Origin of the sequence: Micromonospora sp. U21, assembly GCF_018070045.1 — a bacterium.
Taxonomy (GTDB): domain Bacteria; phylum Actinomycetota; class Actinomycetes; order Mycobacteriales; family Micromonosporaceae; genus Micromonospora.
This window is the reverse complement of sequence record NZ_JAGPYK010000001.1, coordinates 515,360-538,396: the sequence shown is the minus strand read 5'-3', so window position 1 is coordinate 538,396 and position 23,037 is coordinate 515,360. Positions and strand designations below refer to the sequence as shown.

Sequence of the window (23,037 nt, the reverse complement as noted above, 5' to 3'; positions counted from 1 at the left end):
TGGGTCAATTCTGAGCTGGAACGTTGGTGGGGGTCAGGCGGTCCGGGGTGGCGTCCAGGCCGGAGATCCAACCGGTGACGTTCCGGGCCACGTCCTGCGCGGTCAGGCCCAGGTCGGCGAGGATCTGGGCGCGGGTGCCGTGCGGGTGCCAGTCGGCCGGTACGCCCAGGTCCTTGAGCGGCACCCGGACGTCGGCGTCGCGCATCGCCTGGCCGAGCGCGTCGCCCACCCCGCCGACCCGGACGCCGTCCTCGACGCTGACCACCAACCGGTGGCCGGCGGCCAGCTCGACCAGCTCGGCCGGGACCGGGCGTACCCACCGGGGGTCGACCACGGTGACGCCGTAGCCCTGCTCGGCGACCCGTGCGGCCACCTCCATGCCCAGCTGCCCGAAGGAGCCGACGGCGACCAGCAGCACGTCGGTGCGCGCCGACTCGGCCAGCACGTCGACCGGGCCGACCCGGCGCAGTGCCGGCAGGTCCGCGGCGACCGCTCCGGTCGGGAAACGCACGACGGTCGGACCGTCGTTGACGGCCACCGCCTCGCGCAGCTCCTCGCGCAGCGTGGCGGCGTCCCGGGGGGCGGCGATCCGCAGCCCGGGCACCACCCCGAAGACCGACATGTCCCAGATGCCGTAGTGGCTGGGGCCGTCCGGGCCGGTGATGCCCGCCCGGTCCAGCACGAAGGTCACCGGCAGCTTGTGCATCGCCACATCCAACAGGACCTGGTCGAAGGCACGGTTGAGGAACGTGGCGTAGACCGCGACCACCGGGTGCAGGCCGCCCAGCGCCAGCCCGGCCGCCGAGGTGGCCGCGTGCTGCTCGGCGATGCCCACGTCGTACACCCGCTCGGGGTACTTGCGGGCCAGCTTGGCGATGCCGGTCGGCTCCGCCATCGCGGCGGTGATGCCCACCACGTCCGGCCGCTCGTCGGCGACGGCCAGCAGCTCGTCGGCGAAGACGTGGGTCCACTTCACCGAGGGGGCGGCCAGCAGCGCGCCGGTCTCCACGTCGAAGGCGCTGCCGGGGCCGTGCAGGCAGTCCGCCTCGTCCTCCTCGGCCGGGCGGTAGCCGTAGCCCTTGCGGGTGACCGCGTGCACGATCACCGGGCCGCCGAAGTTCTTCGCCGCGCGCAGCGCCGACTCGACCGCCGCCACGTCGTGCCCGTCCACCGGGCCGACGTACTTGATGCCGAGGTCCTCGAACATGGCCTGCGGGGCGACCGCGTCCTTGATGCCCTTCTTGACCGCGTGCAGCACCTCGTACATCGGCTTGCCGACCAGCGGGGTGGAGCCGAGGGCGTCCTTGACCGTGTCGAGGACCTTCTCGTAGCCCGGGTTGAGCCGCAGCGAGGAAAGGTGGTCGGCGAGGCCGCCGATGGTGGGCGAGTAGGACCGGCCGTTGTCGTTGACCACGATGACCAGCGAGTTGCCGGCGGTGGCGATGTTGTTCAACGCCTCCCAGCACATGCCGCCGGTGAGCGCGCCGTCGCCGACCACGGCCACCACGCTGCGCGCCTCGCCCCGCAGGGCGTACGCCTTGGCCAGGCCGTCGGCGTAGGAGAGCGCGGTGGAGGCGTGCGAGTTCTCGATCAGGTCGTGCTCGCTCTCCGCCTGGCTGGGGTAGCCGGAGAGGCCACCACGCTGGCGAAGCTTGTCGAAGCCGGCCTGGCGCCCGGTGACGATCTTGTGTACGTACGCCTGGTGGCCGGTGTCGAACAGGAGCCGGTCACGGGGCGAGTCGAAGACGCGGTGCATGGCCAGCGTCAGCTCGACCACACCGAGGTTGGGCCCGACGTGCCCGCCGGTGCGGGAGACCTTGGCGATCAGGAAGTCCCGGATCTCGGCGGCGAGGACGTCCAGTTCCTCGACGGACATCCGCTTGACGTCCTGCGGACCGCGCACCGTCCCCAGCAGCCGGCCGTGGTTGGCCGTGTCCTCTTCAACACTCATGACCGCAGAGTCTATCGGCCCTCCGGTACTCCGCAGCCCGGCCCGCGCACCGCACGCCCGGACCGGGCCCGCACCCGTCGGCTGAGCGCCCGGTCAGACGCCGTTCGGTCGGGCCACCGGCGACCGGCCGAGTGCCTGGTCAGGAGCGGATCCGCAGCCGGCGTGGCGGTTCGGCCGGCGTGCCGGGATACGCCGGCCCGGCCGGGGTCCAGGAGCCGAGCACCGCGCCCCGGGTGGCGCCGGTCACCGACGGGAGCGCCCCGGGCAGGCCGTGCCAGGACAGCCAGCCGAGCAGCGCGAAGGCGTACGCCTCCTTGGCCTGCGCGGGCACGCCCAGCTCGTCGGTGCCGCGCAGCCGCCACCGGCCGGCGCCCAGCGCGGCGAGCCGGCCCAGCAGGGTGGAGTTGCGCACACCACCGCCGGCGGCGACCACCTCGACCACGTCGTGCCGGTCACACTCGGCGGCCACCACCCGGGCGGTCAGCTCGGTGAGCGTGGCCAGCAGGTCGTCCACCGGCAGCGGCTCACCGAGGGCGGCCAGCCGGCCGTCCAGGTAGCCGGCGTGGAACAGCTCCTTGCCGGTGGACTTCGGCGGCGGCGCCGCGTAGTACGGCTCGGCCAGCAGATTGGCGAGCAGCCGCTGGTGCACCCGTCCGGCCGCCGCCCGGGCGCCGTCGAGGTCACACGGCCGGTCCAGGAAGCGCCGGGCCGCCGCGTCCAGCAGGGCGTTGGCCGGGCCCACGTCGTACCCGAGCACCGGTGCCCCCGGCGCGACCACGGTGATGTTGGCGATGCCGCCGAGGTTCAGCGCCGCGCGCGGCGCGGCGGCGCCGTCGGCCGGGTCCAGCAGCAACGCGTCGAAGGCCGGCACCAGCGGCGCGCCCTGCCCGCCGAGGGCGATGTCCGCCGAGCGGAGGTCGCTGAGCACCGGTACGCCGACCCGGGCGGCCACCCGGGCCACCGCGCCCAGTTGCAGGGTGCCGAGGGCCACCCCGTCGGCGACCCAGTGGAAGACCGTCTGCCCCGGTGAGACCACGGCGTCGGCCCGCCCGCCGGCCAGCTCCAGGCCGACGGCCGCCGCCTCGGCGAAGACCTCGCCCAGGCGGTTGTCGAGCCGGCAGACCGCCTCGACGGTGGTGGCCGCCGGCGGCAGCAGCGCGGCGATCTCGGCGCGCAGCCGCTCGTCGTAGTCCAGGCCGCGGTGCCCCAGCGGGCGCAGCCACAGGGTGTCCCCCTCGGCCGTGAACTCCGCCGCCACGACGTCCACCCCGTCGTACGACGTCCCCGACATCAATCCAACAATCCGCATGAAAGGAAGGGCCCCCTGTTAACGCCTCGTATATAGGAAGGGTCCCCTGCTAACGCCCGGACGGCGGGAGCAGCAGCCCGACCAGCTCGACGTGCTGGGTCATCGGGAACAGGTCGAAGCCGCGCAGTGCGTCCAGCCGCCAGCCCAGCTCGGCGAAGGTGCGCACGTCCCGGGCGAAGGCGGCCGGGTCGCAGGCCACGTACGCCACCGCGCGCGGGCCGGCGGCGGCCAACGCGCGCACCACCGGAGCGCCCGCCCCGGAGCGCGGCGGATCGAGGACCACCACGTCGACCGGGCCGGTGATCCGTCGGCGGGCCAGCGCCGTCTCCACCCGGGCCGACACCACCTCGACCCGGGGCAGGTCGGCCAGGTTCTCCCGGGCGGCGGCGACGCCCTGTGCCGCCGCCTCCACCAGGGTCACCCGGCCGGTCGCACCGACCCGCGCGGCCAGCCCGGCGGCGAACAGCCCGGCGCCGCCGTAGAGGTCCCAGGCCACCTCGCCCGGTCGCGGGTCGAGCAGTTCCAGCACGGCCGTGGACAGGGTGTCCGCCGCCGCCGGATGCACCTGCCAGAAGGCGGACGCGGGCAGCGCCCAGTCCCGCCCGGCGGCCACCTCGCGGACCACGCTGGGCCCACTCACCGGGGTCACCACGCCGTCGCGAACCTCCGCGACGGTCACGTCCCCGCCGGTGCTGGCGACGGTCTCCACCGCCTCGGCCGCGGGCCAGCGCGCGCCGGTCGGGGTGAGCACCGGCAGCTGCTGGATGGCCGGGTGGGCGATCCGGCAGCGGTCGATCGGCACCACCTCGTGCGAGCGGTGCTTGAGCAGGCCGGCCCGGTCGGCGGCGTCCACCGCGTAGCGGACCCGGGAGCGCCAGCCCAGCAGCCCGCCGGGCAGCGCCTCGACCCGGACGCCGAGCCGGTCCAGCTCGGCGTCGGTGAGCCCGCCGAGGCGGACCAACTGCTCACGCACCACGGCGGCCTTCCAGGCCAGCTGCGCGTCGGGGGCGACGTGTTGCAGGTCGCAGCCACCACAGGCGCCCGGCTTCGCGTACGGGCAGGGCGGCTCGACCCGGTCCGGCGAGGGCTCCAGCACGGTCACCGCGTCGGCCCGGACGAACCCGCGGTGCACCTCGGTGACCTCGGCGATCACCCGCTCGCCGGGCAGCGCGTGCCGGACGAAGACGACCTGGCCGTCCACCCGGGCCACGCAGTGCCCGCCAGGGGCGACCGCGTCGACGGTCAGCTCGACCTGCTCCGCCTCGGCCAGCCCACGCTCCGGCGGCGGGGGTGCCGGCGCCCGCCGTACGCCCGGCTCAGTCACGGCCGGTCCCGCCCGGGCCGCCGTCGACCGGACCGCTCTCGCCGGACGGCGCGGAGACGACCGGCGGCAGGGTGCCGCGCGGGGCCACCCGCGGCCCGCGCGCCGGGGTCCGGGACAGCGTGGCGTCCAGCCGGTCCAGGTTCTTGCTCGCGGTCGAGGCGAGCTGCCACGGCACGCTCGTCACCATCACCCCCGGTTCGAAGAGCAGGCGCCCCTTGAGGCGCAGCGCGCTCTGGTTGTGCAGAAGGTTTTCCCACCAGCGCCCGACCACGTACTCGGGGATGAAGACGGTGACCACGTCCCGGGGTGACTGGCGTCGGGTGGAGGCGACGAAGTCCAGGATCGGCCGGGTGATCTCCCGGTACGGCGAGTCGACCACGGTCAGCGGGATGGCCATCTCCCGCCGATCCCACTCGGTCTGCAGGTCCCGGGTGTCCTTGTCGTCCACGTTCACGGTCACCGCGGTCAGCGTGTCCGGCCGGGTGGCCCGGGCGTACGCGATGGCTCGCAGGGTCGGCTGGTGCAGCTTGCTGACCAGCACGATCGCGTGGTTGCGGGCGGGCAGCACGGCGCGGCCCTCGTCCGGCGGGGTCAACTCCCGGGCGACCCGGTCGTAGTGCGCGCGGATGCCGAGCATCACCAGGTAGATCACCGCCATCGCGGCGATCGCGATCCAGGCGCCGAGCAGGAACTTGGTGATCAGCACGATCACCAGCACCGTACCGGTCAGGCCCATGCCGAACGTGTTGATGGCCCGGGAACGCTGCATCCGGCGGCGCGCCTCCGGGTCCCGCTCGGTCCGCAGGTGCCGGTTCCAGTGCCGGATCATGCCGGCCTGGGAGACCGTGAACGAGACGAAGACTCCGACGATGTAGAGCTGGATCAGCTTTGTCACCTCGGCCTGGAAACCGACGATCAACACGATCGCGAAGGCGGCGAGCGAGAGAATGCCGTTGGAGAAAGCCAGCCGGTCGCCCCGGGTGTGGAACTGCCGGGGCAGGTAGCGGTCCTGCGCGAGGATCGAGCCGAGCACCGGGAAGCCGTTGAACGCGGTGTTCGCGGCCAGGAACAGGATCAGGGCGGTCACCCCGGCCAGCACGTAGAGCAAAATCGACCCGGAACCGAAGACCGTCTCGCCCAGCTGGGTGGTGACGGTCTTCTGCACGTACCCCTCGGGACCGGAGACGATCTGGAGGGCCGGGTCCTCGACGAACTGCAGGTGGGTCAGCCGGGCCAGCCAGATGATCCCGACGAGCATGCTCACCGAGATGGTGCCGAGCAGCAGCAGCGTGGTGGCCGCGTTGCGGCTCTTCGGCGCCTTGAACGCCGGCACCCCGTTGGAGATCGCCTCGACTCCGGTCAGCGCGGCGGCGCCCGAGCTGAACGTCCGCAGCAGCAGGAAGACCAGCGCGAAACCGGTCACGCTGTGCTCGGCCTGGATCACCAGATCGGCGCTCGGCGCGCGGAGTTCGTCGCCCAGCACGAAGACCCGGACCAGCCCGGTGAGCAGCATCCCGAGCATCACGATCACGAAGCCGTAGGTGGGGATGGCGAACGCGGTGCCCGACTCGCGCAGGCCGCGCAGGTTAACCGCGGTCAGCAGGACCACCGCCGCCACCGCGATCATGACCTTGTGGGTGGCCACGAAGGGCACCACCGAGCCGAGGTTGGCCACCCCGGAGGAGACCGACACCGCCACCGTGAGCACGTAGTCGACCAGCAGGGCGCTGGCCACCCCGACGCCGAACTTCGGCCCCAGGTTGACGGTGGCCACCTCGTAGTCGCCACCGCCGGAGGGGTAGGCGTGCACGTTCTGCCGGTAGCTGGCGACCACGGTCAACATGACCACGACCACCGCCAGCGCGATCCACGGCGAGAAGAAGTACGCCGACGCGCCGGCGATGGAGAGGGTCAGCAGGATCTCGTCGGGCGCGTACGCGACGCTGGACAGCGCGTCGGAGGCGAACACGGGCAGCGCGATGCGCTTCGGCAGGAGGGTGTGCTGCAGCCGGTCGGACCGGAACGGTCGACCGAGGAGCAGCCGCTTCAGCAGCGAGGTGGGACTGGCCACGAACGCCAAGGGTACGACCACCACGGCCGGAATGCGGGGGTGGGCGATCACGGCTGGCTGGGGCGACGGGGTACGGTCGGTCCCCGCTTCCGACCCGGACGTGGCAGGCTCGCACTCGGAGGCCAACGGCAGCGGGAGCGGTCCGCACCTTGGGAGGGGCAGCGTGCACGTCGTGATCATGGGATGTGGCCGGGTCGGGTCGACCCTCGCCCACAGCCTGGAGTCCCGCGGGCACTCGGTGGCGGTGATCGACCAGGACGCCGACGCCTTCCGCCGGCTCGGTCCCGACTTCGCCGGGATCACGGTGACCGGAGCGGGCTTCGACGGCGACGTGCTGCAGCAGGCCGGCATCGAGCGGGCGGACGCCTTCGCGGCCGTCTCCAGCGGCGACAACTCCAACATCATCTCCGCCCGGCTGGCCCGGGAGACGTTCGGCGTGTCCCGGGTCGCGGCCCGGATCTACGACCAGCGCCGGGCGCAGGTCTACGAGCGGCTGGGCATCCCCACCGTGGCGACCGTGCGCTGGACGGCCGACCGGATGCTGCGGCACCTGGTGCCGGAGGGCAACGTGGAGATCTTCCGCGACCCGACGAGCACCGTGTCGATCGTCGAGGTCCCGGTGCACAAGGACTGGATCGGCCGGCCGGTGCGCACGCTGGAGGAGGCGACCGGTGCGCGGGTGGCCTATCTGATCCGCTTCGGCATCGGCACGCTGCCCACCGTCTCGACCGTCGTGCAGGAGGGTGACCAGGTCTTCATGCTGGTCAGCGACGACATCGTGGCGACGGTCACGTCGGTGGCGGCCACGCCGCCGGAAGGGGGGCACTGAGCCATGCGGATCGCCATCGCGGGCGCCGGCAACGTGGGCCGCTCGATCGCCCAGGAGCTGATCGAGAACGGCCACCAGGTGATGCTGATCGAGCGCCAGCCGAAGATGCTGCGCCCGGACCGGGTGCCGTCCGCCGAGTGGGTGCTGGCCGACGCCTGTGAGCTGGCCAGCCTGGAGGAGGCCAACATCGCCGGCTGCGACGTGGTGGTCGCGGCGACCGGCGACGACAAGGTCAACCTGGTGGTGTCGCTGCTGGCCAAGACCGAGTTCGCGGTGCCCCGCGTGGTCGCCCGGGTCAACCGGGCCGAGAACGAGTGGCTGTTCACCGAGCAGTGGGGCGTGGACGTCGCGGTGAGCAAGCCACGGGTGATGGCGGCGCTCGTCGAGGAGGCGGTGACCGTCGGCGACCTGGTCCGGCTGATGACCTTCCGGCAGGGCGAGGCGAACCTGGTCGAGATCACGCTGCCGCCGACCGCGCCGTACGTCGGTCAGCCGATCCACGCCGTGCCGCTGCCCCGCGACTCCGCCCTGGTGGCGATCCTACGCGGCAAGCGTGTCCTGGTGCCCAGCCCGGACGACCCGATCGAGGCCGGCGACGAGCTGGTCTTCGTCTGCACGGCCGAGGTGGAGGACCAGGTCCGCGCGGTGATCCTCGGCCCGGACAGCGTCGAGCGGACCCGCAGCTCACGCTCACGCTGAGCCGTCGCCGGCGGCCCCGGCGCTACGCTCAGGCGCCGGGCAGCGGGGTCGGTTGCGGCTCCCGGGTGACCCGGCGCACCGTCCAGACCGTGATCAGCAGCAGCAGCGCGTACGGCGGGTAGCCCAGCGCCAGCCGGGCCACGCCCAGCGCGGTGTCCTGGTGGGCCAGGTAGAGCCCGGCCTGCACGCCCACCTTGGCCAGCCAGACCACGCCCCAGAGCACGGTCAGCTGCGTGAAGGTGCGCACCAGCTTCGGGTCGTCCCGCCACTCCGCGCGGCCCTTGGCCACCAGCACCGACCAGATCCAGCCCACCAGCGGCTGCCGGATGGCCGCCGAGATCAGCAGGGCGATGCCGTAGCCGATGCCGTAGAGGATGCCGGGAAGGTAGAAGTCGCGCTCGTCGCCGGTACGCCAGGCGATGGCCGCGCCGATGCCGACGCCGAACAGCCCGTTGACCGCGTGCCGGATCGGCCGGCGTTGGGCCAGCCGCAGCCCGGCGATCAGCAGCGCGACGGCCACCGAGGCGATCACCGCGGGCCGCAGCTCGCCGATGATGTTGGCGATGACGAAGACCACCACCGGGATGCTGGACTCGACCAGCCCCCGCCAGCCGCCGAGCTGGTCGGCCATCTGCTCGGCGATCGTCGGCAGCTGCTCGTCGTCCTGAGGGCCGGTCTCCGGCTGTGCCGCCCGGTGCTGTCCCGTCGTCATCGCCGGCCTTCCGTCCGCAGCGCCGTCACTTCGGCGAGTCCAGCTCGTAGTAGGGGTTGTAGATGACCTTGCGGTCGTCGCGCACCGCGACCCGACCGCGCGCGGTCAGGTGCCGCCCCGGCTCGATCCCGGCGATGTGCCGCCGACCCAGCCAGACCAGGGTGACCACGTCGCTGCCGTCGTACAGGTCGGCCTCGAGCGTGGGCAGGTTGGTCCGCGGCGTGTAGACCACCGTGCGGAGCCGACCGGCGACCGAGACCACCTGACCCCGGGAACACTGCTGGGCCGGGACACCGCCGCACTCGGCGCTCTCCCGACGCAGCTCCTGCGCGTCGATCTCGGCCTCGCTGGCGGTGAGCCGTTGCAGGATGCGCCGCAGCGACACCCGGCTCTCGTCGGTCATCATGACCTCCGCGTCACCCTCTCCACGCTCACCGGCCCCTGGCCGGCACTGGCCCGGCCGCCGGCGACGCCGGAACCGTGCCGCCAGCGTACGCCGACGGGGGTGGTTCCGGCGGGCCGGTGCGCGTGGGTCAGACCTGGCGCGGTTCGGCGGCGGACGCGTCCCCGGCCTCAACGCCGGCCTGGTCGGCGACCTCCTTGGGCAGCCGCAGCGGCAGCGGCTCGCGGACCGGCTTCGCCTCCTGGCCCCGGTCGACCACCAGGCCGTCCAGGCACTCGGCGAGCGGCCCGGCGGTGGCCGGGTCGAGGGCCACCGGGCCCTGGAACACACCGCGGACCATCCAGCGCGGCCCGTCGACGCCGACGAACCGCAGGTTGGTCGGGCCGTCCGGGGTGCGCACCTGGGCGTGCAGCTCGGGGCCGTACTCGCCGTCGACCTCCTGGGCGTCGGCGCCGTCGCGGAGCAGCGACTGGCGGATCTCCTCGCGCACCTCGTCCCAGATTCCCTCGGACCGGGGGGCGGCGAAGACACCGAGCTGCAGCGCGTTCTCCCCGTGCACCAGCACCACCTGCTGGATCACGCCCTGCGGGTCGGCCTGCACCCGCACCTCAACCTCGGCGACAGCCGGGATGTGCAGGCTGCCGAGGTCGAGCCGCTGCACGTCGTCGTTGACCTCGGAGATGTCGTACGGGCCGCGCTCCAGCGTCGGCGTCGACTCCTTGGTGCTCTGGTCGCCGACCTCGGTGGTCCGCTCGTCACGGGTGTGCCGCCCGGCACCGGCCCGCTTTCGGGAGAAGATCACTGCGCCCACCCTCCGCTGTTCGCACTCACCCTGCCACCTCTTCCGTCTGCCCGCGGCTCGGCTCGTCCAGCCGCTGCTCGACCCGGTCCGGGCCCGCCGGCGGCGGCACCAGCCCGGCGTGTCCGCCGGTGGAGCCGTGCCCACCGGTCCCGCGCTGGGACCCGGGCAGCTCGGCCACCGGCTCGAACCGCGCCCGCGCGACCCGCTGCACGACGAGCTGCGCGATCCGGTCGCCGCGGGAGATCTTCGCCGGCGTTTCCCGATCATGGTTGATCAGGTTGACCAGGATCTCACCCCGGTAGCCGGCGTCGACCGTACCGGGCGCGTTGAGCACCGTCACGCCGAGCCTGGCCGCCAGACCGGAGCGGGGATGGACCAGGCCCACGTACCCCTCCGGCAGCGCGATGGCCATGCCGGTGGGCACCAGGGCCCGGCCGCCGGGCGGCAACTCCACGTCCGCGGCCGCCACCAGGTCGGCCCCGGCGTCGCCGGGATGGGCGTACGCGGGCAGTGGCAGCTCGGCATCGAGCAGCCGTACGGGCACGGGTACGACGTCGGTCACAGGTTTCCCTTCCGTCCGGTTGATCGGGGTGACCCTGCCATCCTGCCGGTTACCCGGGCCGTCGTGCGCCGTACCCTCGCAGGAGTGAGCATGTCGCCTTCTCCGTCCGCCGGTCAGCCGCCGGTCGCGGCCCGTTCGGCGTACGCCGAACGGCTGGATCTGCCCTGGTGGTTGTGGCTGGCCGGGCTGGTGGCCGCCGCGCTGCTCGCCGTCGAGATCTGGATGGGCGCGCCCGGCGTCCGCGCCTGGCTGCCGTTCGCGGTGCTGTTGCCGGCCACCGCGGCCGGGCTGTGGTGGCTGGGCCGGATCCGGGTCGCGGTCGCCGACGGTGAGCTGCGGGTGGACGACGCCCGGCTGCCGGTGCGCTTCGTGGCGGACGTGGTGCCGCTGGACGTCGCCGGCCGCCGTGAGGTGCTCGGGGTGGGCGCGGACCCGCTGGCCTTCGTGGTCCAGCGGCCGTGGATCGGTGGGGCCGTGCAGGTGGTGCTCGACGACCCGGCCGACCCGACCCCGTTCTGGGTGGTGAGCACCCGGCATCCGGTCGAGCTGGCCGAGGCGGTGCTGACCGCCCGGGACGCCCGAGCCCGCGTCGACCGCACGGCCGGCGAGCCGGGCTGACCGCGGCGGCTCCGTGTGCGCGCCCGCTCAGGTGCCGGTCGGCGGGCCGCTCAGGTGCCGGTCGGCGGACCGGGCAGCGACGGTGGCGGGGCCGAACGGGCGATGCCGCGCCGGTGCAGGTCCACCTGGAGCTGGTCGGCCATCGACCGGGTCGCCCGGCGGTTGAGGAAGCTGGCCACGGCCGCGCCGGTGAGGAACGGCCCGAGTGTGGTGAGGTTGCGCCCGAAGCGCCGGAGCAGGGTGTCCCGCAGCTCCTTGCGGGCGGCGGTGCCGAGCACGGCGCCCACCCCCACGCCGGGCATCATCGGGTTGACCCCACGCTGGGTGGCCCAGGAGTGCACCAGGGCGACCGCCCGTTGGCTGCCGCCGGCCGGTAGCGCCACGCCGTGCACCTCGTGCAGCTCGCCGACCAGCTTCAGCTCGACCGCCACCACGGCGACCGTCTCGGCGGCGAGCAGCACCGGCGCGGACAGCAGGGTCGGGGCGACCGCCCATTCGACGGCGGCGACTCCCCCGCCGGCGGCGCCGATCCCGGCGGTGGTCCGGGCCGCGTTGCGGATCAACCGCTCGGCCAGGGCGTTGTCGTCCAGCCCTGGAAAGTGCTGGCGCAGGGTGGCCAGGTCCCGCACCGGTACGTGCGGGGCGATCTCGGCGACGGTGTCGACCATCCAGCGCACGGCGGCGCGGGGCTTGAACAGGTCGCCGATGCCACGGGCACGGGCCTGCCCGACCATCCGGGTGAGCAGTTGGCGGCGTTTTGCCGGCTCGATGTCGTCCGCGGTCAACGCCGCGACGGTGGCGCCGAGGTCGTCCGTGCCGGCGCCGGTGGTGTCGCCTCGATCGCTCATGGGGTCGGACCTCCCGGTGCTGTGGCTACCCCTACGAGTCAAGCAGGTACCCACCGGTGCCGCATGGCTACACCGGCAGCGGCGGCCCCGATCAGGAGGCCGCCGCTGGTGTCGTGAGTGTCAGACGCACTCGCGGCAGATCAGTTCGCCGTTACGCTCGACCGCCAGCTGGCTGCGGTGGTGCACCAGGAAGCAGCGAGCGCACCGGAACTCGTCCTGCTGCATCGGTAGCACCTTGACCGTGAGCTCCTCGTCGGCCAGATCGGCGCCGGGCAGCTCAAAGCTCTCGGCCACCTCGGCCTCGTCGACGTCCACCGCGGCCGACTGTGAGTCGACGCGCCGGGCCTTGAGCTCTTCCAGGCTGTCCTCGCCGAGGTCGACCTCGTCGCGACGCGGGGCGTCGTAGTCGGTGGCCATCGGTTTCACTCTCCCATATCGATGTTGTCGCTTCCGGTTGTAACGCCGGACGACGCTGTTTCGGTTCCGCTGGCCGGCCACCAGTTGTGTCGGGCACCCGACCCGGGGACCGAACGGGTCGAGCCCGCTGGGGCGACTCCCCTGCGAGCGCGGAACCTTACCCCCCCTTTGGGCGAGGCATGTATACCGCCCTCGCCGCTGAGATGTACGCCCCAGCACGCGAAGTTGTTCCCAATGTGACTCAGGCGACACGAAGATAGGGGTAGTAGTACCCGGTTCGCGGTCGGCGCGCCGGCATGTCGGACTGTTTCCACGCGACGGCCGGACAACCGTTAACCTCAGCGGCGTATTCGACGGCCGCCGGTCAGTGCGATCGTTGGCGGCCGCCGCCACCCACCTGACGTCCGGGAGCGCCCAGATGAGTTTTGCGCGAGTGCGAGCACTCGTCGTCGTCGGCCTGCTCGGGGTGCTGGCCCTGACCTTCGTGATCACCGCGCTGGTCCGCGACACCCAGGGTAAGGCGGGCACGGCCGAGGGTTGCCCCGACGGCTGGCCGCTGGCCGACGTGACGCTGCACGAGCCCAAGGACGTCAAGATCAACGTCTTGAACGCGACCGACGAGCCAGGCCGGGCCGGCAGCGTCGCGGACGACTTCCGCAACCGCAAGTTCCAGGTCAAGAAGGTCGGCAACGCGCCCAAGGGGATCGACGAGGTGGCCGTGCTGCGGTACGGCCCCAAGGGCGTCGGCTCGGCGCACCTGCTGCAGGCGTACTTCCTCAACAACGCCGAGCCGGGCTACGACCCGAAGCGCACCGACGACACGGTGGACGTGGTGCTGGGCAGCCGCTTCCAGCAGCTCGCCACCACGACCGAGGTGAACCAGTCCCTCGGTGACCTGGGCGCTCCGGTGGCGCCCCCGGAGTCGTGCCCGTCCCCGGTCGCCAAGAAGTGACCGGACAGGTCGGCGGACGCTGACCCCTACGGCACCGCGCGCCGGGCCACCAGCCGGCCCGGCGCGCCGCCGACGACGACCGACCCCGGACCCACCGACGCGCCGCGGGTCGGAGCGCCGGTCAGGGACCGCCGGCGGCGTCCAGGGCGGCCAGGCGGTCGTGCAGCGGCGCGAAGAGCGCGGGCGGGGATGCGAGCACCAGGTCCGGGCCGGGCGGACGGCCGTCCAGGCCGGTGACCCGCACGCCCGCCTCGGCGGCCACCAGCCCACCGGCAGCCAGGTCCCAGGCGGCCAGGCCCTTCTCGAAGTACGCGTCCAGGCGCCCCTCCGCGACCAGGCAGAGATCCAGCGCGGCGGCGCCGAGCCGGCGGATGTCCCGCACGTGCGCGATCAGCCCGGCCACCACCCGGGCCTGGTGCGCCCGGCGGCCGGCGTCGTAGCCGAAGCCGGTGGCGACCAGCGCCTGCCCCAGGTCGGTCTCGCCGGAACAGCGCAACCGGACGCCGTCGCGCCAGGCGCCCCCGCCGGCCGTGGCGGTCCACTCCTCGCCGGTGCTGACGTTGCGCACCACGCCGGCGACCACCACGCCGTCCACCTCGGCGGCGAGCGACACCGCGCTGTACGGCAGCCCGTAGAGGTAGTTGACGGTGCCGTCGATCGGGTCGACGATCCAGCGCACGCCGCCCGGCCCGACCGGCCCGGTGTCCCCCGTGCCGTACTCCTCGCCGAGCACCGCGTCACCCGGCCGCAGCCGGTGCAGCGCGTCGAGCACCTGCCGCTCGACCGCCCGGTCGGCCGCGGTGACCACGTCGGTGACCGTACTCTTGGTCGCGGCCACGGCGACGCCCTCGACCCGCATCCGGTACGCGGTGGCCGCGGCGTCCCGCGTAACGTCGAGCGCGATCGCCAGCAAGTCCTCGGTTGGCGGCACCGAACGGTCCATCCCACGCCCCCTTCCCGCACGACCGGGGCGTTCCGGGCCGCGCGCGAGTATCATCCTTACAAAGTCCACATCTGCGCCGAATCGGCGGTCCCCACCGCCGGTACGCCGTGCGGCGCAGGATGATCGCCGCAGACGGCGTTACAATTCACCCCTGCCACCGCGCCACGGACCGCCGACCACCGGCCGGCCCGGGACACGGGGGTCCCTCAACCACATCGCCCGGCCCGGTTGCCCCACGCTGTGCCGGACGACCCGGCCGTGCCCGCTCTTCGCCTCCGGAAGGTCATTCGTGACAGAACCCCGCCAGACCGGCGCCGACGTTCGCTCGCTTACCGACACTCTGATCGCCCACGCGCAGAGCGCCGGTGGTCAGCTCACGTCGGCCCAGCTCGCGCGCACCGTCGAGTCCGCCGAGGTGACTCCGGCCCAGGCCAAGAAGATTCTGCGGGCACTCTCCGAGGCGGGAGTGACCGTGGTGGTCGACGGCTCGGCGAGCACCCGCCGCCGGGTGGCCGCGGCCCGCTCGACCACGCCGGCGTCCCGGGCCACCACCGCCAAGGCCACCAAGAAGGCCGCCGCACCGGCGCCCAAGCAGGCACCCGCCTCCGACGAGGCCCCGTCGACGCCGGGCCCGCGGAAGGTGGCCGCGCGCAAGGCAGCCGGCAGCACCGCCGAGGCCGCCGCCACGCCGGCGAAGGCCGCGACCAAGTCGACCCGGGCCACCAAGGCGACGGTCGCCGCGGCCGCCGGCGCCAAGCCGGCCAAGGCCGGCGGCAAGGGCGCCGAGGGTGAGATCGACCCGGAGGAGCTGGCCGCCGCGATCGAGGACGTGGTGGTCGAGGAGCCGGCCGAGCTGACCCAGGCCGCCGAGACCGACGCCGCCGCCTCGGCCACCGACAACGATTTCGAGTGGGACGACGAGGAGTCCGAGGCGCTCAAGCAGGCCCGGCGGGACGCCGAGCTGACCGCCTCCGCCGACTCGGTGCGCGCCTACCTCAAGCAGATCGGCAAGGTTCCGCTGCTCAACGCCGAGCAGGAGGTGGAGCTGGCCAAGCGGATCGAGGCCGGGCTCTACGCCGCGGAGCGGCTGCGCGCGGCCGACGAGGGCGAGGAGAAGCTCACCCGGGAGATGGTCCGCGACCTGGGCTGGATCTCCCGCGACGGCGAGCGGGCCAAGAACCACCTGCTGGAGGCGAACCTCCGCCTGGTGGTGTCGCTGGCCAAGCGGTACACGGGGCGTGGCATGGCCTTCCTCGACCTGATCCAGGAGGGCAACCTCGGCCTGATCCGCGCGGTGGAGAAGTTCGACTACACCAAGGGCTACAAGTTCTCCACCTACGCCACCTGGTGGATCCGGCAGGCGATCACCCGCGCGATGGCCGACCAGGCCCGCACCATCCGCATCCCGGTGCACATGGTGGAGGTCATCAACAAGCTCGGCCGCATACAGCGCGAGCTGCTCCAGGACCTGGGCCGCGAGCCCACGCCGGAGGAGCTGGCCAAGGAGATGGACATCACACCGGAGAAGGTGCTGGAGATCCAGCAGTACGCCCGGGAGCCCATCTCGCTGGACCAGACCATCGGCGACGAGGGCGACAGCCAGCTCGGCGACTTCATCGAGGATTCCGAGGCCGTGGTCGCGGTCGACGCGGTCTCGTTCTCGCTCCTGCAGGACCAGCTCCAGCAGGTGCTGCAGACGCTCTCCGAGCGTGAGGCGGGTGTGGTACGCCTGCGCTTCGGCCTGACCGACGGCCAGCCGCGGACGCTGGACGAGATCGGCCAGGTCTACGGGGTGACCCGGGAGCGGATCCGGCAGATCGAGTCCAAGACGATGTCCAAGCTGCGTCACCCGTCCCGGTCGCAGGTCCTCCGGGATTACCTGGACTGAGAGGGTTTCGTCAACCGAACGTGTCGTTTTGACCATCTGGTGTGCAACGCCAGATGGTGATCGTCCGGATGCACGAATGTGATCGTTGACGTGGCACCCTGGGTGCACGGCACACTGTCCCAGCCAGGTGTGACCTCGGTCCCCCGCGGGCACACAGGGAAGGCAGTTCCTAGTAAAGGTGTTGCACGATAGGTGAGCAACGACCGAAGAGATTGTTCATCGGTGACGACCAGAGGAGGAAGGCGATGAACTCGACCCTCACGCCGCCGCCCGAGACGGTGGCGCCCCCAGCCGCCGATGAACGGTGCGACCGCTGCAATGCTGCCGGGAAGCTCCGGATCACTCTGGTGGGTGGGAGCGAGCTGGTGTTCTGTGGGCACCACGCGAACAAGTACGCGGAGGATCTCGTGAAGATCACCGAGCGGTTCGCAACGGAGCCCGATTTCAGCTGGCGTGGCGCCGATCTGATGGCGAACTAAGTCCGCAACCCGACATAGCCGGCCGGAGGCACCCTGTGGGTGCCTCCGGTCGGCTTTTCGCTGCCCGCTGCCCGCTGCCAGGCCGACGACCCGCGCCTCAGGCGGGCGACAGCCGGCCCACGCACAACCCACCCCATGATCCACTCGGGTTCCTTGAACCGCGCCATCCAACCCCGCTCTGATACCGCGTACTCACCAAAACCGAGTGGATCACGCCGCAAGGCGGGCGCGGGCCACCCCGAGGGGCGCAGCACCGCCCGAACCGGTCAGCCCAACCCGCCCGGCGAACAACCCGGGGTCGGGCGGGGGCGAACGGTGCCGGTGGGGTCAGAGGGTCTGCACGGTGGCGATGCGTTCCTCAAGCTGTTCGATGGTTGCCTGGGCGCTCGGCGGGCCGCCGCAGAGCCGGCGCAGCTCGGCGTGGATCTTGCCGTGGGGCTGGCCGGTGCGGTGGTGCCGAGCGGCCACCAGAGCGTTCAGCTGCCGCCTGAGCGCCACTCGGCGCTGGGCGGCACTCATCGGTGCCGGCGGCGCCGCGACAGGCGCACCGGCCGGCTGAGCGGCCCGCTCGGCGGTGCGGCGACGCTGGGCGGCGAGCTGCTCGGCCTGCCGCTTCGTCAGCAGCAGGGAGACCTGGTCGGCGGTGAGCAGGCCCGGCAGGCCGAGGTACTCCTCCTCCTCCGGAGTGCCCGCCTGGGCCGCGGTGCCGAACGACGCGCCGTCGAAGATCACCTGATCCAGCTCGGCGGTGGCCGAGAGCGCGGCGAACCGCTTCTCCAGCTCACCGCTGGCCTGATCGTCGCGCTGCGCCCGCTCCAGCAGGTCGTCGTCGAAACCGTCGGATTCCTTGGGCTTGCCGAGCACGTGGTCCCGCTCGGTCTCCATCTCGCTGGCCAGCCCGAGCAGGTGCGGCACGCTGGGCAGGAAGACCGACGCGGTCTCCCCGGGCCGGCGGGCCCGGACGAACCGGCCGATCGCCTGGGCGAAGTAGAGCGGGGTGCTGGCGCTGGTGGCATAGACCCCCACCGCGAGCCGCGGGATGTCCACCCCCTCGGACACCATTCGCACCGCGACCAGCCACCGCTGCTCGGACGCCGCGAACGTCGCGATCCGCGCGGACGCCCCCAGGTCGTCGGAGAGCACCACGGCGGCCTTCTCGCCGGTCAGCTGCTCGATCAGCTTGGCGTACGAGCGGGCGGACTGCTGGTCGGTGGCGATGATCAGACCGCCGGCGTCGGCCATCCCGGCGTTACGCAGCACGGTGAGCCGGGCGTCGGCGGCCCGCAGCACCTGCGGCATCCAGTCCCCCGCCGGGTCCAGGGCGGTACGCCACGCCTGCGCCACCAGGTCCTGGGTCATCGGCTCGCCGAGCCGGGCTGCCAACTCCTCCCCCGCGTTGGTCCGCCAGCGGGTCTCCCCCGAGTACGCCAGGAAGAGCACCGGCCGGACCACGCCGTCGCGCAGCGCGTCGGAGTAGCCGTACACCGAGTCGGCGCGGGAGCGCAGCAGCCCGTCACCGCCGCGCTCGTAGCTGACGAACGGGATCGGGTTGTCGTCGGAGCGGAACGGCGTCCCGGTGAGCATCAGCCGGCGTACGGCCGGCTCGAAGGCGGCCTTCACCCCGTCACCCCAGGACCGGGAGTCACCCGCGTGGTGGATCTCGTCGAGGACGACCAGGGTGCGTCGGGTCATGGTGCGCCGCCGGTGCACCTGCGGGGCCATCCCCACCTGCGCGTAGGTGACCACCGCGCCGTGGAAGTCGGCCGCGGAGTGCACGTCGGCGTTGCGGAACGCGGCGTCGAGCTGGATGCCCACCCGGGCCGCGGCCTCGGCCCACTGGTTCTTCAGGTGCTCGGTCGGGGCGACGACCGTGACGGCCTCCACCGTGCCGTCACCGAGCAGTTCGGCCGCGATCCGCAGGGCGAAGGTGGTCTTGCCGGCGCCGGGCGTGGCGACCGCGGTGAAGTCCTCGCTGCGTCGGCGCAGGTACTCCACCAGGGCCTTGCGCTGCCAGGCACGTAGTGCCGGGAACGTCTCGAGCACCGGCGTCCGGGCTGCCACGCGAGACTCCTCTCCGACCGCACGACGGCGGACCCCGGGCGAGGGCCACGAGTACCGCCGCCCATGAAAACGCCTCCGCGCAGAAGCTGCCGCGAAGGCCGACTCAGCATAACCAGCGCGGGCCCCACGGCCCAGGCGACGCCACGCTGGTCACATTCACCACGCCCGCCCGCGCCGCCCCGGGGCACGGGAGAGCCCCGCTGCCGCGTGGGCCCCGAGCGCCTCACCAGTCCCGGTCGGTGCGCGAATCCGCCCCGCCGGTGCGCGGCGGGCGCAGCGTCGCCACCGGGGCGGACCAGCGCCTACGCAGGGCGATCAGGCGCAGCCCGAAGACCAGCACGGCGGCGGCGGTGAGCGGCGCCGGTCCGGTCTGCCCGGTGACGTACAGCAGCGCCACCGCGACCGATCCGACCAGGGCGGCCACCGCGTAGATCTCCCGGCGCAGCACCACCGGGATCTCGGCGGTGAGCAGGTCACGGCCGAGCCCACCGCCGATCGCGGTGAGCATGCCGATCAGGCAGGCCCCGACCGCGGGCACCCGGGCGTCGAGCGCCTTGAGCGTGCCGGTCACGGTGAAGAGCCCGAGGCCCGCCGCGTCCAGCACCAGCACCGTGGTGCGTAGCCGGGCCAGCTGAGGGTGCAGCCAGAAGACGGCGAGCGCGGTGACGGCGGCGGTCGCCACGTACCGCCAGTCGGCGAAGGCCAGCGGCGGCACCTCGTCGATGACCAGGTCCCGGAAGATCCCACCGCCGAGGGCGGCCACGAAGCCGACGAACGCGACGCCGAACAGGTCGAGCCGCTTGGCCACCGCGGCCGAGGCCCCGGACGCGGCGAAGACCGCCACCCCGGTCAGGTCGGCGAGGAGCAGGGCGGTGGAGGTGGTCACCGCCGCAGGCTACGTCGCCGGCCGGGACGCCGGCCGCCGTTCATTCGCGGTACGAGTCGTAGATCTCCTTGCACTTGGGGCAGACCGGCGAACCCGGCTTGGCCGCCTTGGTGACCGGGAAGGTCTCCCCGCAGAGCGCGACGACGTAGGTGCCCATGACGGCACTCTCGGCGATCTTCTCCTTGCGGACGTAGTGGAACATCTCGGGACCGGTATCGGCGTCCTTCAGCTCCGGACGCTCGAGAACCTCTGTGCTCACGTCTGCACCTCCAACCGTCAAGTTTGGCAGGTCATCACGGCCGGGTCCACTTGAGGCCGGCCAGGGCCCGACCCCGTACCGTGGCCCCCCGTGACTGACTTTCGCATCAGCTACGGCACCGAGGTGGCCGGCGCCCTGCACGACGGCCGGCCCGTCGTCGCCCTGGAGAGCACCATCGTCTCGCACGGCCTGCCCCGGCCGGAGAACCTTCGGGTGGCTCGGGAAATCGAGCAGACGGTCCGGGACGCCGGGGCGGTACCCGCGACGATCGGCATGATCGGCGGCGAGCTGGTGGTCGGCCTGGACGACGCGCAGCTGACCCGCCTGGCCACCGTCGATGGAGTGACCAAGCTCTCCGTCCGCGACCTCGCGGTGGCGGCGGCTACCGGCGCGGACGGCGCCACCACCGTGGCCGCGACCAGTGCGGTGGCCGCCGCGGCCGGGATCGGGGTGTTCGCCACCGGAGGGCTCGGTGGGGTGCACCGCGAGGCGGCGCACACCTTCGACGAGTCGGCGGACCTGATCACACTTGCCCGGACCCCGATCGCCGTGGTCTGCGCCGGGGTCAAGTCGATCCTCGACGTGGGCGCGACGCTGGAGCGGCTGGAGACCCTCGGGGTCGCCGTGGTCGGTTACCGCACCCGCCGGTTCCCCGGCTTCTACCTCACCGACAGCGGCTTCGACCTGGACTGGTCGGTCGACTCGGCCGAGCAGGTCGCCGCCGTGCTCGCTGCCCGTGACCGGCACGCCGTGCACGCCGGCGGCCTGATCGTCGCCAACCCGCTGCCGGTCGACGAGCAGCTCGACCCGGTGCTGCACGACCGGAACCTCGCCGAGGGTCTGGCCCTGCTGGAGCGGGACGGGGTGACCGGCAAGGCCGTCACGCCGTACCTGCTGGCGCACTTCCACTCAGCAACCGAGGGCGCCAGCCTGACGGTGAACGTCCGGATCATCCTGCGCAACGCCGATCTGGCCGCGCGGATCGCGGTCGCCGCCGCCCGCGCCACCGCCGTCCCGGCATGACCCGACCGGCCCGGGTGGTCGTCGTCGGGGACGTGATCACCGATGTGGTCGCGGTGCTGTCCGGGCCGCTCGCGGCAGGTTCGGACACCTCGGCCGGGATCAGCATCGGCGGCGGCGGGCAGGCGGCCAACACCGCCGCCTGGATCGCCGCGCAGGGGGTGGACGTCACGCTCGTCGGCGCGGTCGGCGACGACGAGGCCGGGCGCGACCGGATGGCCGAGCTGGACCGTGCGGGTGTCGACTGCGCGGTCGACCGGGTCGAGGGCGTCCCGACCGGCACGGTGATCGTGCTGGCCACCGACGACGAGCGCACCATGGTCAGCCAGCGGGGCGCGAACCTGCGGCTCAGTGCCGGGCACGTCGAGCGGGCCCTCGCGGCGGTGCCCGACGCCGGGCACCTGCACCTGTCCGCGTACACCCTGTTGGACGCCGGGTCGCGCGGCGCCGGGCTGCGGGCGCTGGAGGCGGCCCGCGAGCGCGGGCTCACCACCAGCGTCGACGCGGCCTCCGCGGCGCCGCTGCGGCGGGTCGGTGCGGCGGCCTTCCTGGGCTGGGTACGCGACGTCGACCTGCTGCTGGTCAACGCGGACGAGGCGACGGTGCTGGCCGGCGGGCTGGACCCGGCGGCGCAGGGGCGGGCGCTGTCGGCGACGGCCCGGCGGGTGGTGGTCAAGCGCGGCGCGGCCGGCGCGGTCTGGGTGGACCGCACGGCGCCGGTCTGTGTGGCTCCGGCCCGGCGGGTGGCCGTGGTGGACGTCACCGGGGCGGGCGACGCCTTCGCGGCCGGTCTGCTCACCGCCTGGCTCGTCGGCGCCGCCCCGACGGCGGCGCTGGACCGCGCCACCGACCTGGGGGCCCTGGCCGTCTCCACCGTCGGCGCCCGGCCACGGTCGTGATCTGTCCAACCCTGGCCCTTGAGCGGGTCAGGGTTCGACGTCGATGACCTTGTGCGGACGCTCCTCGGCGGTGAGGCTCATCGGCGGGGTGTCGTCCTGCTGGCGGGGGTGGAAGCGGTTGGCCAGTCGGTGCTGTTCCTTCGGCGGCCGGTCGTTGGCCAGCAGCACGGCCAGCCACGGGATGAGCACCATGCCCAGGGCGCACAGCGGCAGCCAGAGCCAGAGCAGTGGGGCGTTCGCGCCGACCAGGATCGCGCCGAGAATGATGCACGCCACCCGGATGCCCATCATCAGGACATAGCGGCGCTGACGGCTGGTGAGCTGATCGTTCTGGCTGCGCGAGGCGTCGGTGATCAGAATCGGCTGGTACGCCTGACGCTTCACCATGGACCTCCTCAAGGGGATTACGACCCATCCTGTCACCGCGGAGCCGTGATCAGCGAAATTCAACTCATCCCGGTGCGTGTTACGCCCGTGGTACGCTCCCCGACGTGGGCAGCAGGTTCAGCTTCACCGACGAGGCGTTGGCCAACCTGAGGGTCTACGACGTCACGCCCGGGGAAGTCTGGGAGGCGCTGCACAGCGCCCGACGGGTGATCCGCCATCTGGGCGACGACGTGATGGTGGTCTACGCCGCCGCCCGGCGGGGCCGCCGACTGGCGGTGCTGCTCGCCGAGGCCGACGGCACCGACAACGACTGGGACATCCTCTCCGCCCGCGAGCTGAGCGACGTCGAGTCCAAGCGCTACGACGAGGCCGTGCGGAGATCTCGCCGATGAGGAGGCCGTGACGATGCACCGTAACGACGCGACCAAGCAGTTCCACAGCGGCGACGACCGGATTGCCGAGCTGATCGACGAGAGCCCGGCGGTGGACCTGCCCACCCCCGACACCGACGTGCCGATGGTGAGCCGGTCGGTCCGGCTGCCGCTGGAGACCTACGAGCGGGTGCGGGCCGCCGCCGACGCCCGCGGCATCGGGGTCACCACGCTGATGCGGCAGTGGATCGAGGCGGGCCTGGCCGACCTGGACGACTCCGCCACCGTCTCGCTCGCCGACGTCCGGCGCGCGCTGGCCTCGCTGGCCCACCCCACCGCCGCCTGAG

General features: G+C 73.0%; 25 protein-coding genes. 10 read left to right on the top strand and 15 right to left on the bottom strand.

Going from position 1 to position 23,037, the window contains the following annotated elements; genetic code table 11:
• Positions 1–4: 4 nt before the first annotated feature.
• The 4 genes from dxs to KBX63_RS02555 all read right to left on the bottom strand — a co-directional run bounded on the left by dxs (position 5) and on the right by KBX63_RS02555 (position 6,655).
• Positions 5–1,951 (bottom strand): 1-deoxy-D-xylulose-5-phosphate synthase, encoded by a 1,947-nt coding sequence (dxs, locus tag KBX63_RS02570; RefSeq protein WP_210907492.1) that lies wholly within the window; start codon positions 1,949–1,951, stop codon positions 5–7.
• 139 nt (positions 1,952–2,090) lie between these two features.
• Entirely contained in the window at positions 2,091–3,260 is a 1,170-nt protein-coding gene (locus tag KBX63_RS02565; protein ID WP_210907490.1) for an anhydro-N-acetylmuramic acid kinase, read from the bottom strand.
• A gap of 49 nt (positions 3,261–3,309) precedes the next feature.
• Positions 3,310–4,584, bottom strand: a complete 1,275-nt coding sequence (locus KBX63_RS02560) for a class I SAM-dependent RNA methyltransferase (protein WP_210907488.1) — start codon at positions 4,582–4,584, stop codon at positions 3,310–3,312.
• Positions 4,577–6,655: an APC family permease gene (locus tag KBX63_RS02555; protein ID WP_210907486.1), complete on the bottom strand. Its 2,079-nt coding sequence runs from the start codon at positions 6,653–6,655 to the stop codon at positions 4,577–4,579. Before KBX63_RS02555 ends, KBX63_RS02560 begins: the two co-directional genes overlap by 8 nt.
• Before the next feature lie 163 nt (positions 6,656–6,818).
• On the opposite strand from KBX63_RS02555, the gene KBX63_RS02550 reads away from it, so the two are divergent.
• Positions 6,819–7,484: a TrkA family potassium uptake protein gene (locus tag KBX63_RS02550; protein ID WP_210907484.1), complete on the top strand. Its 666-nt coding sequence runs from the start codon at positions 6,819–6,821 to the stop codon at positions 7,482–7,484.
• Between the two features lie 3 nt (positions 7,485–7,487).
• Entirely contained in the window at positions 7,488–8,183 is a 696-nt protein-coding gene (locus KBX63_RS02545; protein ID WP_210907482.1) for a TrkA family potassium uptake protein, read from the top strand.
• A gap of 28 nt (positions 8,184–8,211) precedes the next feature.
• Here the strand turns inward: KBX63_RS02545 and KBX63_RS02540 are convergent, their stop codons facing one another.
• The 4 genes from KBX63_RS02540 to dut form a co-directional block, all read right to left on the bottom strand.
• Positions 8,212–8,895, bottom strand: coding sequence for a DUF3159 domain-containing protein (locus KBX63_RS02540; RefSeq protein WP_210907480.1), 684 nt, complete (start codon positions 8,893–8,895; stop codon positions 8,212–8,214).
• A 25-nt stretch (positions 8,896–8,920) separates the two neighbouring features.
• A complete protein-coding gene (locus KBX63_RS02535; RefSeq protein WP_074318071.1) occupies positions 8,921–9,301 on the bottom strand; it encodes an OB-fold nucleic acid binding domain-containing protein in 381 nt (126 codons plus the stop codon).
• A 127-nt stretch (positions 9,302–9,428) separates the two neighbouring features.
• Positions 9,429–10,100, bottom strand: coding sequence for a DUF3710 domain-containing protein (locus KBX63_RS02530; protein WP_210907478.1), 672 nt, complete (start codon positions 10,098–10,100; stop codon positions 9,429–9,431).
• A gap of 25 nt (positions 10,101–10,125) precedes the next feature.
• On the bottom strand, positions 10,126–10,662 hold the full coding sequence (dut, locus tag KBX63_RS02525; protein ID WP_210907476.1) for a dUTP diphosphatase: 537 nt from the start codon (positions 10,660–10,662) through the stop codon (positions 10,126–10,128).
• An 84-nt stretch (positions 10,663–10,746) separates the two neighbouring features.
• Here dut and KBX63_RS02520 point away from each other — a divergent pair, with 84 nt between their 5' ends.
• A complete protein-coding gene (locus KBX63_RS02520; RefSeq protein ID WP_374102173.1) occupies positions 10,747–11,280 on the top strand; it encodes a DUF3093 domain-containing protein in 534 nt (177 codons plus the stop codon).
• A 50-nt stretch (positions 11,281–11,330) separates the two neighbouring features.
• Here KBX63_RS02520 and KBX63_RS02515 read toward each other — a convergent pair whose 3' ends face one another.
• Both KBX63_RS02515 and KBX63_RS02510 read right to left on the bottom strand, forming a co-directional pair.
• Complete coding sequence (locus KBX63_RS02515; protein ID WP_210907472.1) at positions 11,331–12,128, bottom strand: hypothetical protein; 798 nt, start codon at positions 12,126–12,128, stop codon at positions 11,331–11,333.
• Between the two features lie 120 nt (positions 12,129–12,248).
• Positions 12,249–12,545 carry a DUF4193 domain-containing protein gene (locus KBX63_RS02510; RefSeq protein WP_210907470.1) on the bottom strand — a complete coding sequence of 99 codons (297 nt, stop codon included), beginning with the start codon at positions 12,543–12,545 and terminating at the stop codon, positions 12,249–12,251.
• A 433-nt stretch (positions 12,546–12,978) separates the two neighbouring features.
• On the opposite strand from KBX63_RS02510, the gene KBX63_RS02505 reads away from it, so the two are divergent.
• Complete coding sequence (locus KBX63_RS02505) at positions 12,979–13,497, top strand: LytR C-terminal domain-containing protein (RefSeq protein WP_210907665.1); 519 nt, start codon at positions 12,979–12,981, stop codon at positions 13,495–13,497.
• A 121-nt stretch (positions 13,498–13,618) separates the two neighbouring features.
• Here the strand turns inward: KBX63_RS02505 and KBX63_RS02500 are convergent, their stop codons facing one another.
• On the bottom strand, positions 13,619–14,440 hold the full coding sequence (locus KBX63_RS02500; protein WP_210907468.1) for an inositol monophosphatase family protein: 822 nt from the start codon (positions 14,438–14,440) through the stop codon (positions 13,619–13,621).
• Between the two features lie 289 nt (positions 14,441–14,729).
• Here KBX63_RS02500 and KBX63_RS02495 point away from each other — a divergent pair, with 289 nt between their 5' ends.
• Both KBX63_RS02495 and KBX63_RS02490 read left to right on the top strand, forming a co-directional pair.
• Positions 14,730–16,328: an RNA polymerase sigma factor gene (locus tag KBX63_RS02495; RefSeq protein ID WP_210907467.1), complete on the top strand. Its 1,599-nt coding sequence runs from the start codon at positions 14,730–14,732 to the stop codon at positions 16,326–16,328.
• A 245-nt stretch (positions 16,329–16,573) separates the two neighbouring features.
• Complete coding sequence (locus tag KBX63_RS02490; RefSeq protein WP_007456919.1) at positions 16,574–16,807, top strand: hypothetical protein; 234 nt, start codon at positions 16,574–16,576, stop codon at positions 16,805–16,807.
• 327 nt (positions 16,808–17,134) lie between these two features.
• Here KBX63_RS02490 and KBX63_RS02485 read toward each other — a convergent pair whose 3' ends face one another.
• The 3 genes from KBX63_RS02485 to KBX63_RS02475 form a co-directional block, all read right to left on the bottom strand.
• Positions 17,135–18,868, bottom strand: coding sequence for a DEAD/DEAH box helicase (locus KBX63_RS02485; RefSeq protein ID WP_210907466.1), 1,734 nt, complete (start codon positions 18,866–18,868; stop codon positions 17,135–17,137).
• Between the two features lie 223 nt (positions 18,869–19,091).
• Positions 19,092–19,754, bottom strand: a complete 663-nt coding sequence (locus KBX63_RS02480; RefSeq protein ID WP_210907465.1) for a trimeric intracellular cation channel family protein — start codon at positions 19,752–19,754, stop codon at positions 19,092–19,094.
• A gap of 40 nt (positions 19,755–19,794) precedes the next feature.
• Positions 19,795–20,013 (bottom strand): DUF3039 domain-containing protein, encoded by a 219-nt coding sequence (locus tag KBX63_RS02475; protein WP_088946800.1) that lies wholly within the window; start codon positions 20,011–20,013, stop codon positions 19,795–19,797.
• Between the two features lie 90 nt (positions 20,014–20,103).
• Between KBX63_RS02475 and KBX63_RS02470 the strand changes: the two genes are divergently transcribed.
• Positions 20,104–21,036: a pseudouridine-5'-phosphate glycosidase gene (locus KBX63_RS02470; protein ID WP_210907463.1), complete on the top strand. Its 933-nt coding sequence runs from the start codon at positions 20,104–20,106 to the stop codon at positions 21,034–21,036.
• Entirely contained in the window at positions 21,033–21,932 is a 900-nt protein-coding gene (locus tag KBX63_RS02465; protein WP_210907461.1) for a carbohydrate kinase family protein, read from the top strand. Before KBX63_RS02470 ends, KBX63_RS02465 begins: the two co-directional genes overlap by 4 nt.
• Positions 21,933–21,959: 27 nt before the next feature.
• Here KBX63_RS02465 and KBX63_RS02460 read toward each other — a convergent pair whose 3' ends face one another.
• A complete protein-coding gene (locus KBX63_RS02460; RefSeq protein WP_210907459.1) occupies positions 21,960–22,319 on the bottom strand; it encodes a DUF3099 domain-containing protein in 360 nt (119 codons plus the stop codon).
• A 104-nt stretch (positions 22,320–22,423) separates the two neighbouring features.
• Here KBX63_RS02460 and KBX63_RS02455 point away from each other — a divergent pair, with 104 nt between their 5' ends.
• Both KBX63_RS02455 and KBX63_RS02450 read left to right on the top strand, forming a co-directional pair.
• A complete protein-coding gene (locus KBX63_RS02455) occupies positions 22,424–22,711 on the top strand; it encodes a hypothetical protein (protein WP_074318059.1) in 288 nt (95 codons plus the stop codon).
• Positions 22,712–22,724: 13 nt separating this feature from the next.
• A complete protein-coding gene (locus KBX63_RS02450; protein ID WP_074318058.1) occupies positions 22,725–23,036 on the top strand; it encodes a hypothetical protein in 312 nt (103 codons plus the stop codon).
• The last annotated feature ends 1 nt before the right edge of the window (position 23,037 follow it).